This window comes from Solibacillus sp. FSL H8-0523 (assembly GCF_038051985.1).
Taxonomy (GTDB): Bacteria; Bacillota; Bacilli; order Bacillales_A; family Planococcaceae; genus Solibacillus.
Genome location: NZ_CP150291.1, coordinates 3160523 through 3175603 on the forward strand (window position 1 = coordinate 3160523; position 15081 = coordinate 3175603).

General features: G+C 39.5%; 16 protein-coding genes. 3 read left to right on the plus strand and 13 right to left on the minus strand.

What is annotated here, in order from left to right; translation table 11 throughout:
* Positions 1-176 precede the first annotated feature (176 nt).
* From ytpR to NSQ62_RS15745, 5 genes are all read right to left on the minus strand, one after another.
* Positions 177-791 carry a YtpR family tRNA-binding protein gene (ytpR, locus tag NSQ62_RS15725; RefSeq protein WP_341321079.1) on the minus strand — a complete coding sequence of 205 codons (615 nt, stop codon included), beginning with the start codon at positions 789-791 and terminating at the stop codon, positions 177-179.
* 7 nt (positions 792-798) lie between these two features.
* Positions 799-1599, minus strand: coding sequence for a DUF1444 domain-containing protein (locus tag NSQ62_RS15730; protein WP_341321080.1), 801 nt, complete (start codon positions 1597-1599; stop codon positions 799-801).
* Positions 1600-1716: 117 nt separating this feature from the next.
* Entirely contained in the window at positions 1717-2235 is a 519-nt protein-coding gene (locus NSQ62_RS15735) for a hypothetical protein (protein ID WP_341321081.1), read from the minus strand.
* Between the two features lie 30 nt (positions 2236-2265).
* A complete protein-coding gene (locus NSQ62_RS15740; protein WP_341321082.1) occupies positions 2266-2790 on the minus strand; it encodes a DUF84 family protein in 525 nt (174 codons plus the stop codon).
* A gap of 101 nt (positions 2791-2891) precedes the next feature.
* Complete coding sequence (locus tag NSQ62_RS15745; protein WP_341321083.1) at positions 2892-3968, minus strand: M42 family metallopeptidase; 1077 nt, start codon at positions 3966-3968, stop codon at positions 2892-2894.
* 141 nt (positions 3969-4109) lie between these two features.
* Between NSQ62_RS15745 and NSQ62_RS15750 the strand changes: the two genes are divergently transcribed.
* Positions 4110-4427, plus strand: coding sequence for a hypothetical protein (locus NSQ62_RS15750; protein WP_341321084.1), 318 nt, complete (start codon positions 4110-4112; stop codon positions 4425-4427).
* A gap of 47 nt (positions 4428-4474) precedes the next feature.
* Here the strand turns inward: NSQ62_RS15750 and NSQ62_RS15755 are convergent, their stop codons facing one another.
* The 6 genes from NSQ62_RS15755 to pepV form a co-directional block, all read right to left on the minus strand.
* The gene (locus NSQ62_RS15755; RefSeq protein WP_341321085.1) at positions 4475-5338 is read right to left on the minus strand and encodes an MBL fold metallo-hydrolase; all 864 of its coding nucleotides are present in this window, start codon (positions 5336-5338) and stop codon (positions 4475-4477) included.
* 24 nt (positions 5339-5362) lie between these two features.
* On the minus strand, positions 5363-6010 hold the full coding sequence (gene trmB, locus NSQ62_RS15760) for a tRNA (guanosine(46)-N7)-methyltransferase TrmB (RefSeq protein ID WP_341321086.1): 648 nt from the start codon (positions 6008-6010) through the stop codon (positions 5363-5365).
* Between the two features lie 64 nt (positions 6011-6074).
* Entirely contained in the window at positions 6075-7001 is a 927-nt protein-coding gene (locus tag NSQ62_RS15765; RefSeq protein WP_341321087.1) for a YegS/Rv2252/BmrU family lipid kinase, read from the minus strand.
* A 1-nt stretch (position 7002) separates the two neighbouring features.
* Positions 7003-8013: a nuclease-related domain-containing protein gene (locus NSQ62_RS15770; RefSeq protein ID WP_341321088.1), complete on the minus strand. Its 1011-nt coding sequence runs from the start codon at positions 8011-8013 to the stop codon at positions 7003-7005.
* Positions 8014-8118: 105 nt separating this feature from the next.
* On the minus strand, positions 8119-8970 hold the full coding sequence (dat, locus tag NSQ62_RS15775) for a D-amino-acid transaminase (protein WP_341321089.1): 852 nt from the start codon (positions 8968-8970) through the stop codon (positions 8119-8121).
* Positions 8971-8989: 19 nt separating this feature from the next.
* Entirely contained in the window at positions 8990-10381 is a 1392-nt protein-coding gene (gene pepV / locus NSQ62_RS15780) for a dipeptidase PepV (RefSeq protein ID WP_341321090.1), read from the minus strand.
* 386 nt (positions 10382-10767) lie between these two features.
* Here pepV and NSQ62_RS15785 point away from each other — a divergent pair, with 386 nt between their 5' ends.
* Positions 10768-10989: a DeoR family transcriptional regulator gene (locus NSQ62_RS15785; RefSeq protein ID WP_008408196.1), complete on the plus strand. Its 222-nt coding sequence runs from the start codon at positions 10768-10770 to the stop codon at positions 10987-10989.
* A gap of 197 nt (positions 10990-11186) precedes the next feature.
* Here NSQ62_RS15785 and NSQ62_RS15790 read toward each other — a convergent pair whose 3' ends face one another.
* Both NSQ62_RS15790 and NSQ62_RS15795 read right to left on the minus strand, forming a co-directional pair.
* Positions 11187-11897 (minus strand): pseudouridine synthase, encoded by a 711-nt coding sequence (locus tag NSQ62_RS15790; RefSeq protein ID WP_341321091.1) that lies wholly within the window; start codon positions 11895-11897, stop codon positions 11187-11189.
* A 50-nt stretch (positions 11898-11947) separates the two neighbouring features.
* Entirely contained in the window at positions 11948-13561 is a 1614-nt protein-coding gene (locus NSQ62_RS15795; RefSeq protein WP_341321092.1) for a polysaccharide biosynthesis protein, read from the minus strand.
* 232 nt (positions 13562-13793) lie between these two features.
* On the opposite strand from NSQ62_RS15795, the gene NSQ62_RS15800 reads away from it, so the two are divergent.
* On the plus strand, positions 13794-15053 hold the full coding sequence (locus NSQ62_RS15800) for an NAD(P)/FAD-dependent oxidoreductase (protein ID WP_341321093.1): 1260 nt from the start codon (positions 13794-13796) through the stop codon (positions 15051-15053).
* The last annotated feature ends 28 nt before the right edge of the window (positions 15054-15081 follow it).

Here is a 15081-nt window from a genome sequence, read left to right on the forward strand (position 1 = left end):
AAAAACATTGCCTTACAAATACTTTATTTGTAGCGGTCTTATACGTATTACTTCAAAATACGTATACCTCAAAAGCATATCATATTTATTGCATAAATGCGCCATTCCTAAAGATTTTTCAAAGGCAAAATAAAAAGTCAGTACGAAAGACTTCCCTTCGTACTGACTTGTTTTAATTATCGAGTTGGAACGATGAATGCGCTACCTACCTCAGCATCTTCTTCTAATACTAAAATACCTTTTACTTCTGGTGCGCCTGGAATTGCTAACTCACGTGCTGAGCAAAGCATACCGAATGAATCTTCACCGCGTAAGTTACCTGCTTTAATTAATAAACCTGATGGCATTACTGCGCCAACTTTGGCTACCACTACTTTTTGACCCGCTTCAACATTTGGTGCACCACATACAATTTGTACAGATTCTTCACCGATGTTTACTTGGCAAACACTTAATTTATCCGCATTTGGGTGTTTTTCTTTTGATTCAACAAACCCAACAACAAATTTAGGTGAGAAATCTACGTCTAATGAAATTTCTACGCCGTTTTCTTTGATGGCTGCTTCTAATTTTTCAACTAACTCAGGTGTTACATCTACGTTACCCGCTACATCAAGTGTGATGTATTTGCTTGCATTGAATAAGTTAAAGGCTTTGATTTCACCTGTTTCTTCTTCTTTCAAGATTGCGATGTCGCCTGTACGCTCCATTTGTGTTTTTACGATTGATTCCATTGCTAATTGGACTAATAATACGTCCCCTACATGTGCTTTGTTGTAAGCTACTTTCATGATATCGTTACTCCTTTTTCTTGTTTTTCGCTAATATAAAGATTGGTTCAAAATGACCGTCTTCGTAGACAAATGAAAGACTCGTAATCGGTACGGCTCCCACAGTAAAGAAGTGCATCGTCATCTGTGCTAATACATCATAACCTACTTCGTTACGAATATCACCAATAATTAATACATCTTGGTGGGGTACAGATACCGTCATTTCGCCTTCAATTTGGCTCTCCATTTCCTTTAGGAAACTGTCATTTAAAATACGACTCGCATCATAGCCGTCGTTCTGATTTAAAAAATAATAGATATTGCCCGAAACTTCATCACGTTTGACAGAAGTCGGCAATTTTTTGACAGAAAAACGTGCTGCTTCACGCACTTGTTCTACCGTTACATTCAGTTTTTGTAGCATGGATTCATCAATTAAACGAAACGTTGTGCCTAAATCAAGCGCATAGAAAATACGTGTTTCTGCTGTATGATCTGTTGTGACAAACGCGTGACCCTCATTTGATTTTTGAGGGAATGAAGTTGAGCGAATAACCGGGTACACAGATGCCAGTCCATCAAAGCCTTGCTCTTTTTCACGTGTCATCGCTTGAAATGTTTGCTCGATTGTATAAATCACTTCATCAATTGCTGTTTGTTTTTTTGTTTCGTACTTCGATAGAATTCCCGCTAATGAAATCTCCATCCCGCGCCCAATCGTTTTATGATCAAGACGTAATTTATCGTGTTTTTCATCAAATGTAAATGTATATTGGGCCTCGCCTAGTTTCTTTTTTAGCTCGGCGACTAATTGTTTCGACTCCATGAGGTCACTTCCTTTTCTATTCCACCAACACAAAACGGCTCACAATTGTGAACCGTTTTGATTAACTCTCAATATTGTATCAAAAACGCTATGCATTTACTGCGTAGAAAGCTCGCGTTAATGAACAACCTTCACAGATTTTGCAATTTCCATCATGTTTTGGAGTTTTTCATCGATTTTTTTCTTATCAGAAATCGTTGAAATTTTTACACCACCAACACTGACTACTAATTCAAACGTTTCTTCATCTTGTTTATTTACTGCTGAAAACCCGAATACGCCATCTTTTTCAAAGGTTTTATCTTCGATGATGTTGTTCTTCGCATCATTCTTTATAAGTTCGTAATGTAATTGGCTATCTTCTGTTTCGTTTGGATTGACAAATAAAATATACGAGCTCTTACCGTTAATGACTGTATAGTTAGATTCATCGATGCCCTTTTCAATATTAAAACCAGTTGGTAAATACAGTTCGATATGGCCGATTGCTTTGTTCGTTTCATTTGGTTCACTCGTAAATACTAATTCTGCGTTTTCAATACCTGCTGTTGCATTTTCCTCTACCGTATTCCCACAAGCCGATAACACGAGGATACACGCTGCGACTAACAGTACATGAATCCATTTTCGATTCATTTAATTCCCTCTCCTTCGAACGTTCATTCGTTATGATTGATTGTGTTGCTTAAATAACACTTGTCCTACAAGTAATTTCAAAATATGCTCAAACATTTGCTGACGATCGATTAAATTGTTCGTAAAAATACCAATCGCCCCTTGATGATGACGAATATTTTCCGTATTGGTATAGACGTCCATAATTGGCCCAAGTTCCTTACCTATTCGAAGCTCTTTTGCAATAACTTCTGGTAATGCAAACTGCGCGCCTGAGCTTGAAATTACGGTGCCGTCTTTCATGGCTACCGCGCCCCAGTTACAGCAGTACATGACCCCTTCGATTTCATCCACGCCACCTTCTAAACCAAATGCTAAATCCGCATTCGTTTTCAGTAAAGTATTACGCGCTCGATTAATGGCACCTTGCCGTGTTTCTTCATTCGAAAACGGCTGCACTGAAACGTCCGATGCCACTTCTAAATTTTCCAACTGTGCTTCAGGGTAGTATTCACGAACAATCGCTTCTACCGCGCCAACCTTTGCTTTATTTTCTGTTCCAACTGCGATTTTCATTCGTTCATCTCCAAGATTATAATATCGTTTTATTTTAACAAACTAAAAACGAGAATGTGAACAATCCACATCCTCGTATTATAATACATGATTTAACTTTTTTACACGTTTGCACGAATTGAATCGATTGTCGAACGGTCTGCTGATTGAATTAATTTCACTAATAATTCTTTCGCAGCAGCATAGTCATCTACATGAATAATCGATGCAGACGTGTGGATGTAGCGTGAGCAAATGCCGATTACCGCTGAAGGAATCCCATCATTTTGCGTATGCACGCGACCTGCATCCGTACCACCTGGTGAAACAAAGTATTGATACGGGATATTATTTGATTCTGCTGTATCTAACACGAATTCACGCATCCCACGGTGTGTCACCATAGAACGGTCAAAAATTCGTAGTAATGGGCCGTTTCCTAATTGACCAAACTGTGTTTTGTCACCTGATGTATCATTCGCTGGTGATGCATCGAGTGCGAAGAATAAATCTGGCTTGATTAGGTTTGCTGAAACCGCTGCACCGCGTAAGCCAACCTCTTCCATAACGTTTGCACCTGAATAAATATGACTTTGTACTTCTTTGCCATGTAATTCTTTTAATAATTCGATGGCTAAACCACAGCCGTAACGGTTATCCCAAGCTTTTGCCATGATCTTATTCGGATTGGCCATTGGTGTGAATGGGCAAACTGGAATGATCGATTGACCTGGGCGTACCCCTAAGTTCATCGCATCTTCTTTAGAGTCTGCACCGATATCAATCAACATATTTTTAATGTCCATCGGTTTTGCACGCTCTGCATCTGTCAATAAGTGCGGAGGAATTGACGCAATAACCCCTGGAATTTCGCGGTCTTTAGCATATACTGTAACGCGCTGTGCTAGCATGACTTGGTTCCACCAGCCACCAAGCGTTTGGAAACGAATCATTCCGTTATCTGTAATCGATGTCACCATGAAAGCTACTTCGTCCATGTGACCGGCTACTAAAATTTTTGGCGCATTTTCATCCTGTGCTTTACGCACACCGAAAATCCCACCTAAATTGTCTTGAATCATTTCATCTGAATATTTTTCTAATTCTGAGCGCATAAAATTACGTACTGCACGCTCATTCCCTGGTGCACCAGGAAGCTCTGTTAATGTTTTAAATAAGTCCAATGTCTCTTGATTCACGCTGAACACCTCTAAAATAGATTTTTTTCATTATATCATAAATTCCAAATAGTATTTCGATTTTCGAACCATCTATTTTTTGTACACAAAATTCAGAGTATGATAAAGTAAAAGTACACTTAATTTTAAGGGGGATTTTTCATGAATGTAAAAGATTTCGCACTTGGTGTTGTCACAGGTATTGCAGCAGCAATCGTTGTAAAAGAACTTAGCAATCGTGCTGTACCATACGCTAACCCAAATAACATTTTAGCAACGGTTAAATCAGAATTTAAAAAACAAGCACCAATCGACGGTTCGTGGATTTATATGAAAACAGAAAACTTCAACAACGGCTTCACAGAAATCCCGGTGTTTAAGGGTGGTATTACGCGCACAATTGAAGGCGAAGTAGAGAACTATGAATTCGCTGCAGACGCTCGTTCTGGCGCAATCGTTAATATCGCACAAGTAAATTAATCTATAAAAAAACCTGAAGCACATGACGCGCTTCAGGTTTTCGTTTGTTAAAATGTAATCTTTGCTTCTTTAGAGCGCTTTAGACTATCGGTAATTTCCTTACCTGTTGCATCCCACTGAATCATACGGTAGTAGGCGTCATGGTAGAAAATAAAACGGTAGTTGTTTGCTAGCCCTTCTTTTATCAGCTTTTCTTTCGCAAATACGCTTGTCATTGGGTAATCGTCATACGCTAATACCCATAATGGATTTTGGTGTGCATGTGTTGGCATAATATCCGCCATATGTAGCGCCACTTCTCCGTTTTGCTCTAGGCGAATAACCGCATGCCCATCACTATGCCCACCCGTATGGATCATTTTAATACCTGGTGCAACGGTAAGTTCCCCGTCAAACGGCTTCACTAGATGCTGCACTGGCTCCCAATTTTCTTTCCAGTACGTATTTTTTGAACGAATATTTGGGTTACGCATCTCGTCCCATTCCGTTTGCGTGACGAAAATGTCTGCATTCGGAAACACGGGTACAAGCTGTTCACCTTCCCATTTCGTTAAACCGCCTGCATGATCAAAATGTAAATGCGTCATTAGAATCCCGTCGATGTCCGCTGGCTTCATGTCGAGTTCCACCAGGCTTCGTTCGATTGATGATTCTTCTGATACCCCAAAATTACGAAGTTGCTTTTCATTTAATTTTCCAGCACCTACACCTGTGTCGATTAAATAATTTTTGCCCTCGTATTGCAGTAACATCGGCTCACACGGTAATTCAATTTGGTTCAACTCATTCACCGGATATTTGCGAGACCACAGTGCTTTTGGCACTACCCCAAACATTGCCCCGCCATCTAGTGCTGTAACACCACCCTCTAACCAAGTAAGTGTCATGTTGTGAAATTCAAAACGATCCATTAATCCATCCCCCAAATCAGCAAATTATTTTGTTTTAAATTGACATTCTAATCGATAAATCGGTTGACCTTTTTTCGAGAATTTTTCCTCGTATTCAGTCATTACATTATCTTCTGGCATATTTACGTGTAAATCTAACGATACGTAGTTTAAAGCCATGCCGTATTGGTTCATGCTTACTAATGAATATTCAAAAAGACCACGGTTATCCGTTTTGAAATGGATTTCCCCGTTATCGACTAAAACAGTTTCATAAAGTTTTAAGAAGCCTTCATGTGTTAAACGGCGTTTCGCATGACGCGATTTTGGCCATGGATCCGAGAAGTTTAAATACACACGGTCTACATCGTTTTTCGCGAAGAATTTTTCTAAATCTTCCCCGTTTACTTTTAGTAGACGTAAGTTTGACGGTTTGTTTGCAGCTTCGATTTTTTCTAATGCACAAACAATCACGCTATCAAATAATTCAATTCCGATATAGTTGATTTCCGGGTTTTGTTGTGCCATTCCTAATACAAATTGGCCTTTACCCGTACCAACCTCAATGTGTACCGGGTTGTTGTTGCCAAATACTTCGTGCCACTTGCCTTTATAATCTTCAGGGTTTGGAATAATTACATCTTGATGCTGTGCAATATATTCTGCTGCCCATGGTTTATGCTTTAATCTCACTTCTATATCCTCATTTCTTTTATAACATCCTCTTTATTATAGCGTAAAAGGATGCGTTTTACTGTTATTTTGCTAAATGCCACGCTTTTTCGTCGACGTACACCAAAATCACATTCGTACCTGGCTGAAGCTGTTGCTTTTCACCGTCCGCATGGGACATCACTTGTTCATCAAACTGAAACTCAAATTGAATTTGTTGGACTTCAAACTGTTGCACTTCTTTCATTTGCGTATGCTTCGCAAAAAATACACTACCAAAAAGCAATAATAATTTCCACTTTGATAAATTCGATACGACGGTCACTTCAAGTTTACCATCTTGTGTATTCGAAACAGGTGATAAATTCATCCCGCCTCCAAAAAATGGTTGATTACTAACGGTTGCAAACCAAACATCATTATACACTTCACGCTTACCATTATGTATCGCTGTTAATTGAAACGGTTTAAATGTGAATAAGGCTTGTATAACATAATACGGATAGCTCAGTTTCCCAAGCTTCCACTTATTAAGTTTTTTCTTAAGCTGCGATTCGTTTGCCATAATGGCTACAAATGCATCAAAACCGATGCCGAAATTATTGACAAATCGCTTTTCATAATCATTAATTCGCGCCACACCTACATCATGCACAGTGGCTTGCTTACTTACTACGAACTGTTCAAGCTGCTTAGCATCTTTAAAAACATGATAGCCCCTCGCAAAATCATTGCCCGAACCTGCTGCAATAGCCCCAATATACACATGTTCACTCATTGCAACCCCATTTACAACTTCATGGAGCGTACCATCGCCACCAATCGCAATGATGCATACCGGTTGCTTTTTTGTTGCCGTCCTCGCAATGGAACGAGCAAGCTCACATGTATGTCCTGCATATTCGGTTTCATGAAATTCATACGGAATCGTTAAGTGTGGTTGCAATTGTCGCCACTTTTTTTGACCACGTCCATTGCCCGCATTTGGATTTAAAATAAAATGAACAAACATCTTAGCTTTCCTTATTTTCTGTGCTTCCCGTATTCCAAATGTCACGATGGAATGATGTTGTTTGCACATTATTCAAAATCGCTTGTGCTGCGCGCATTTGCATATGCTTCATTGGCGAAACAGAGCGATTCAACTGTTTCATCCATTCTGGGAACTTACGCTTGTCGACAAATTGCGTCCCGTACATCGATCCAGGGTAATCAATATAGCCATTGCGTGTTAATAACACTTTTTTGATGGGTACTTCGATTCCATTTTGCGTGAATAATTGCTCCATCAGCGTCTCCATACGATTTAATTGAATTAACGGGCTAAGTACTTTTTTATCATTTTTTCCAACCTTTTTAATCCAAAAGCGCTCACTATTTGCAATATAAACGGCTTGCTCTTCCTGCTCTAATATCGTAATACAAAGACAATCTGTCGGCGTTAAAATAATAATATCCAGTTCAATCGGCGCTTTTTTCACTTTAATAATTGGATAATAGAAAATTAAGTAGTTATCCGGCAACGTTTGCAACATCGCGCGCAGTAATGTGTCGCGCATGAACTTCGGATCGACATAGGATTTTTCGCGCATGGTAGAGCTTGCCCATTTCATTTGGAAATGGAAAAACTGATCGATAAACATTTTCTTTAATTCTTCTAATGTTTTTGGTGCATACACGATGTTTGGTTCAAAAAATAGCGTTGTATCTTCATCAGGCACTTCTTCTTCAATCGCCCAATCATTTGAGATTTTCACCTTTTCAATATCGTCAGTAGACTCCTCAACAATTTTTGCCTTTTTACCGAACGGGAAAATTTTTGATAAAAGTGATGACTTTTTCTCTTCTTCTTGGATTACTTCTTTCTCTAAATGTTCCCAACGGTCAATTACTTCACCTGTTTGCCATTGATGCTTGACACGATTCCACTGATTTTGTTTTAAACGGATAAACTGTGTCGGGTAACGCGCTAAATCAATTTGATAGCGCGAAATATAATCCTGTAATTTTACTAACTGAGCCATTGCATCTTCTCCCTAAATTCTCATCTATCATTTATTTTACAAGGTATTGGCAAAAAAAAATAGCGGATTGCGTGAAAGCAACCCGCTATTTTCATATTTTAGCAATTAAGCGTTAATCCCTTTAGGTATTTTCGTCTCGAATTGCGCTTGTAATTTACGTGTCCATTCTCCTGGTGTTCCGTTTCCAATCGCTGTTCCATCGACATCAATAATCGGTGTTACTTCAGACGTTGTAGAAGAAACAATCACTTCATCCATTTCAAGTAATGCCGCTTTTGTCATTGGCTCTTCTTTTACAGACATCCCAATCTCAGCAGCACATGTTAAAATCACTTGGCGTGTAATCCCGTTTAAGATTAGGTTATCTGCTGGGTGTGTGTATAACACGCCGTCTTTCACGCCGTAAATATTAGAAGATGAACCTTCTGTTATCGTTTCACCGCGGTGTAAAATCGCCTCATAGCAGCCTTTTTCGTGTGCTTCTTGTTTAGCAAGTACCGCACCTAGTAAGTTCAGTGATTTAATGTCGCAACGTAACCAACGAATATCTTCTACAAATGTTGCTTTTACACCATTTTCAAAGTTTGCCACTGGACGTGGATTTTCCTTCGCGTTCCCTGTAAGCACTGGTTTGACATCATCGCCCGGGAATACGTGATTACGTGGGCAAGTGCCGCGCGTAATTTGGAAGTATACGTGACCTGTGTCGATGTTATTTGCTTCTACTAATTGGTGTACTAGTTGGTGTAATTTATCCTTTGTATACGGAATGGCAATGCGAATTTTTTCAGCACTCGCGTAAAAACGATCGATATGCTCTGTTGCTGTAAATAATTCACCATTATAGACTTTCACAACTTCATAAACGCCGTCTCCAAACTGATAGCCACGGTCTTCCTTATCAATTACTACTTCTTCATCTTTTACAATTTGGTCATTAAATAAACTATAGCTCATTCTCGTTACCACCCTTTTGTTATTTAGTTGCTAATTTTACAATCGCTTCTGCATAAATCGCTGCTGCTTTTACTAAGTTCTCTACGACAACAAACTCATCGGCTTGGTGTGCAACATCTGGCTCACCTGGGAATAACATCCCAAAAGCTACACCTTTTTTCATGACACGCGCGTACGTACCACCACCTGTTGATAGTGGTTTACGGAAATCACCACTATACTTTTGGTAGACGTTCATTAATGTTTGCACGAGTTCATCATCTTCACTTACGTAGTGTGGTGCTGAGTTACCCGCTACATCTAATGTGAACGCTTCGTTTTGTAATAAACTTTGCGCAGACGTCATTTTTTCTTCAAATGGATACGTCACAGAGTAACGCATACTCACTTCAATGACTGCCCCGTTTTCAGTAAATGACACAATACCTGGATTTAACGTTGTTGGACCCGACATGTCGTCTTCAAAGTTTAATTGTAAAAACGTACCGTAGTGATCGTTGTCAAATACATTCACGATGAAGTCAACAAAGGCCTTTGCTTCTGCTGTTGTCACCACGTTTTGTAAAAATTTCGCTAACATCACCGCTGCATTTCGTCCTTTTTCAGGCTCCATTGCATGCGCGGATTTCCCTTTAATCGTAATTATAATCGTATCACCCTGCTCAATGAAAGAACCTTGAACATCATTTTCTTTTAAAAATGTGTGAAAATTCTCACTTGCGTTTAATCCGACATATTTCAATGTTGCAATTGCTTCATCCGGTACCATATTTGTACGCTTACCCGCTTTAAAGGATACAAGCTCATTTACTACTGGCTTTTCTTTGCTCGCAAATACTAAATGCGCGATACCTTTTTCCGCGTTGATTAATGGAAAATCTGCATCTGGTGCGAAGCCGATTGTAGGCATTTCTTCTTTTTCGAAATAACGATCGACACAACGGAAGCCACTTTCTTCGTCTGAGCCAATAATCATACGCACACGCTTGTTTAACTCAATGCCTTCATCTTGAATCATTTTCATCGCAAGCCACGCTGCCATTGTTGGGCCTTTATCATCAATCGCTCCGCGCGCATATAACTTACCGTCTACAATACGCCCTTCAAACGGCGGATACGTCCATGTTGCAGGGTTACCCGCCGGTACAACGTCCACGTGACAAAGAACACCGATTAAATCTTCACCTTGTCCCATTTCAATATGCCCCGCCATATGGTCCACATTTTTTGTGACCATACCACGTGCTGCACCTTGTTCAAGCATAAAATCTAACGCCGCTTTTGGCCCAGGACCGAATGGCATTTCGGCTGTTGCCTGTTCTTCATCAAGTACACTTTCGATTTGTAGTAATTGCTGTAACTCGGCAATTAGTTCCTGTTCACGCGCCTGTGCAATTTTTAACCAATCCATGAATAACACCTCGTTTATATAATATGATTTATTTTACTCCTTCTCGCTAAAAATACAATAACGAAAAGTAAGGGTATAACAAAACAAAATTCAATATAATTTTGTTCACCATCTTATTAGAGAAATACTAGTTTTCCCAATTCATCATTACTAAACTCACACTAGTTTATGAATTTTCTGTAAATTTTTTATTAATTGTGTTGTCGTTATGGAAAAATACTAAATTTTCCGCTATAATATAGGTGTCAGAACATTCATTCTGGCCAAACTTTCAGAAAAGGGGATGTCTAAGGCAAACTAAAAAGGCCTAAGTGCACTCCGCACAACACTTGTCGTCCGCTAGTCTTATGCCATGAGAATTTAAGATGAAGGAGTGGTTTTTAATTATGAAACCAACTACTGACAGAATGCTTAATCGTATTAAAGACGTGTACATGTTTATCCTGAATAAAGGTGAAGTAACTACACAGGATTTAGTCGAAGAGTTCAACATCACTCCTCGCACCATTCAAAGAGATTTGAATGTGTTAGCCTTCAATGACTTGGTAATGAGCCCAAGTCGAGGTAAATGGACAACGACGAAGAAAAAAGTAAAAATGACATCTTAGAATTCTTGAAAGCGGCTGATTCTTATTTTGTGAACAAAGGACTAAACTCCAAACATAACTTAAGGTGTCGATCAGTTACAACCTGTTATAAAGAGACTTTTATGCTGAAGTCTCGCCTAGTTCTTAAAACACTGAGAACGAAAAAAACGAACGTCCTTTTCGTCGGGGACGTTCGCTTTTTTTTGTCTATTTTTTTCTTAACGCTCTAATAAACTTTGTAATTCTTCTTTTGTCAGCTCGCGGTATTCACCAAGTGCTAATTCTTCATCTAAGGTAAGCGGCCCCATCGATAAACGTTTTAAATACGTCACCGTTTTACCAACCGCTTCAAACATACGCTTTACTTGATGGAACTTGCCCTCTTGTATCATTAATTCGATTTCCGACTGCTCACCTGAAGTTAAAATCTTTAATTCACCTGGCTTTGTATGATAGCCATCATCTAATGTAACCCCCTGTGCGAACGCTTCGATATCCGCCTCAGTAACAACCCCATCAATTTTCGCGTAATACCATTTCGGTACATGCTTTTTCGGTGAGAGTAAATTATGTGTTAACGTACCATCATTCGTAATGAGTAACAGCCCTTCTGTATCCTTATCTAATCGCCCTACCGGAAACGGCTCGAAATTCTGGAAATATGGGTCAAGTAAATCAATTACTGTTTGATCGTATTTATCTTCCGTTGCCGAAATGACACCTGGTGGCTTGTTCATCATGACATAAATGAACTCTACATATTCCACGCGCTCCCCTAAAACCGAGACATTTTGCTTTTCTGGATCCACATGCATCGCGGAATCCTTCACGACGTCACCATCTACCGTGACTGCCTTTTGCTTTAATAATACCTTTACTTCTTTACGTGTGCCGTAGCCCATGTTCGCTAATAATTTATCTAAACGCATATAAATCCCTCTCAAGTGAAAGAGGACGCCCATATAGACGTCCACTTTTCTTATTTTGCTAATCGTAATTTACGTAATATTTTTGTTAATTTTTCACCTAATAATAGCTGTGCTAAACCTAATTTAATCGAAATCGCTCCGTAAACTGCAACTCCAACAGCGGCACAAATCACGGCATATGCTAGTGCTAGTAATTTTGAATCGGCTGGTGCAATTGCACTTAACGCGAAATGCGTCACCCAAACCGATACCGCCATGAAAGCAGTTAATAAGAAAATCAATAAAATGCGACGACGCGCTACTTTCATTTGATAGTTTGTCACTTTGTTAATGACAAATACATTAATAACAATCGTGACAACATAACCAATTGCTGTTGCTAAAATCGCACCATCTACTGACATGAGCTTAATCAGTGGTGTGTTTAAGATTGTTTTGACAAACAGCCCTGCAAGTAAGCTGAACACCACCCATTTTTGATAATCGACCCCTTGTAAAATGGCAGCCGTCACCGAGAATAAACCAAATAAAATCGCAAGTGGTGCGTAGTGACTTAACACTTGCGTCCCCATTTCGCTATATGAATAGAAGAAGTGATATAAATCTTCTGCTAAAATGGCAATCCCAATTGCTGCCGGTACTGTAATAAATAACAGCACCTGATACGTTTTATCAATCGCGGCATGTACTTGACCTAAGTTACCCTGCGTGAAAAACTTCGTTACGGTTGGAATGATGGCCATCGAAAAGCCTGTCGCTAATACAACGGGAATCATGACGATCTTTTGTGTTAATAAGTTCAGCATTGTGAAGTACGTATCCGTTACTTCTGCTAGACCTGCTGCAGTCATCGCGCGGTTAAACGTTAGCATATCCACTAATTGGAAGAGCGAGCTCCCTAACCCAACAAATACTACTGGAATCGAATACTTAAAGATTTCCTTATACATATCTGAATAGGGCAACTGGTATTCCTTTGGTGCCACTACTTGCACCGCTTTTATTTCAGGACGCAGCTTTTTCCAGAAATAAAATAATGTAACAAGTCCGCCAAGTGCGCCAATAAACGCAGCAAATACCGACAAGTTGACAGCAGTTATGACGTCCCCATCAAACACATTTACAACTAAGAACGCCCCAGCAAGTAAGAAAATAATTCGTACAATTTGTTCAATGAGCTGTGATACCGAAGTTGGCATATAATGACCATACCCCTGCAAATACCCGCGCACTAAACTCATAATTGGCACAACAAGCAATGCATAGCTTACCCACTGAATTACATCAGAAATTTGCTGTACACTAAATGCCTGCTCTTTATCTGCAATAACAATATTGGCAATCGGTGTTGCTAATAAATTCATTAAAATAAACGCTACAATTCCTGTAAGCGTCATTAACAGTGCGCCCGTTTTTACTAAGCGGCGTCCGGCATCATAGTCACCGAGCGCATTGTATTTCGAAACAAATTTCGAAACCGCAATTGGCAGCCCGGCAATGGCAATACTTAGCATAATATTATACGGAATGTAAGCATAGTTATATAAACCGATATTTTCTTCGCCTACAATCGCATAAAACGGGAAAATATAAATTAAGCCTAAAAGCTTTGATAAAAATAAGCCGACCGTTAAAATCGCCGTTCCCTTCATTAAAGAAGACATGAAAAAACCTACCGTTCTCTATATAAGTTCAAGTGGTGTTCTTCTAAACACCTTTTAATTTCCAGTTTTAATACTGACGACTTCCCTTTGTTGGAAGTTCCAATACATTCCCTTTAACAGTTTACATGTGAAAGACCATTTACTCAAATAGTTTCTTCAATTCATGTATAATAGGTCATAGAAAACATTGAAGCATTAAGAAAATTATACGTAAAGAAAGTGAGAATTAACTATGTTTGATTGTATCGTTATCGGAGGCGGGCCTTCAGGTTTAATGGCCGCGATTGCCGCAGCCGAAAAAAATAAAAAAGTATTATTACTAGAAAAAGGCTCGAAGCTAGGGAAAAAACTAGCCATTTCTGGTGGTGGGCGTTGTAACGTCACGAATCGTTTATCGGTCGAGGAGATTATTAAGCACATTCCGGGTAACGGACGCTTTATGTTTAGTCCGTTCACGGTGTATAACAATGAAGACATTATTCGCTTTTTCGAAGGCTTAGGTGTGCCGTTAAAAGAGGAAGATCACGGGCGTATGTTCCCTGTTTCAAACCGTGCACAAGATGTGGTTGATGCACTGATCAATGAATTAAAACGTTTAAAAGTCGAAGTTCGTCTGCATACAGCGGTAAACAAATTAATGATGGACGACGAAAAAATTCATGGTGTCCGCCTAGAAAGTGGCGAAGAAATTCGTGCGAATACTGTGGTTGTCGCAGTTGGCGGTAAAGCTGTTCCACAAACCGGCTCAACAGGTGATGGCTATCCGTGGGCAGAGCGCGCTGGACATACGGTCACAACATTATTCCCAACAGAAGTACCCGTAACATCTAAGGAACCATTCATCCAATCACGTGAACTCCAAGGGTTAGCACTGCGCGATGTCGCCGTTTCTGTGTTAAATAAAAAAGGTAAAGTACTTGTGACGCACAAAATGGATATGCTGTTTACGCACTTCGGCTTAAGTGGCCCAGCGATTTTACGTTGTAGCCAATTCATCGTGAAAGAACAATTAAAAACGGGTAGTGCACCTGTACAAGTACGCATTCAGTCGTTAACAGACTACAATGAAGAAACAGCTTTCCAAATGTTAAATAAAACAATTAAAGAAGATCCGAAAAAGGCCGTTAAAAATTTATGGAAATCTCTTGCCCAAGAGCGTTGGTTACTATTTTTACTAGAACGTGCTGGCATTGATCCAATGCTTACAGGTATCGAATTATCACAGGAAAAGATTCGTAACTTTGCGCGTGAATTAGTCGGCTTTACGATGAATGTACACGGTACACAATCTCTCGATAAAGCTTTCGTTACAGGTGGCGGTGTATCAGTAAAAGAAATCGAACCAAAAACGATGGCCTCTAAGAAAAAACTAGGTCTTTATTTCTGCGGTGAAATTTTAGATATTCATGGCTATACAGGTGGCTACAACATCACATCCGCTTTAGTAACTGGTCGTATTGCGGGTATGAGCGCAGGTTCTTTCACTTTTTAAAGAAAGCACCTAGCGATTCCACTCATTA